At 46.3% G+C, this 555-nt stretch carries 1 protein-coding gene; it reads right to left on the reverse strand.

Annotation, left to right across the window (positions count from 1 at the left end; all coding sequences use genetic code 11):
* On the reverse strand, positions 1 to 555 hold a 555-nt coding region (locus tag R7Z77_RS27650), incomplete at both ends, for an AAA family ATPase (RefSeq protein ID WP_318137346.1).

Here is a 555-nt window from a genome sequence, read left to right on the forward strand (position 1 = left end):
TAACGTCAGATAGATCGTAATCTACCTCTAGGTAATGGTCGTTAAACGCGTTGTTTTGTTCTGGGTCTAGAACTTCAAGCAGTGCTGAAGATGGATCGCCACGCATGTCTGAAGACATCTTGTCGATTTCATCCAGAAGGAAGAGAGGGTTTTTCACACCAACTTTCGACATTTTCTGAATCAGCTTACCTGGCAATGAACCAATGTAAGTACGACGGTGGCCTCGAATCTCCGCTTCATCACGCACGCCACCTAGGGCCATACGTACGTATTTACGGCCAGTAGCAGATGCAATTGAGCGGCCAAGCGATGTTTTACCCACGCCTGGAGGACCAACAAGACAAAGGATTGGACCTTTTAGCTTGTTAATGCGGTTTTGAACTGCCAAGTACTCCAGAATACGCTCTTTCACACGCTCTAGACCATAATGATCTTCGTTCAAAATCTCTTCCGCTTTCGCGAGATTTTTCTTCACTTTAGAACGCTTAGTCCAAGGTACACTTACCATCCAGTCGATGTAGCTACGAACTACTGTCGCTTCTGCGGACATTGGAG

This window comes from Vibrio sp. 1401 (assembly GCF_033340295.1).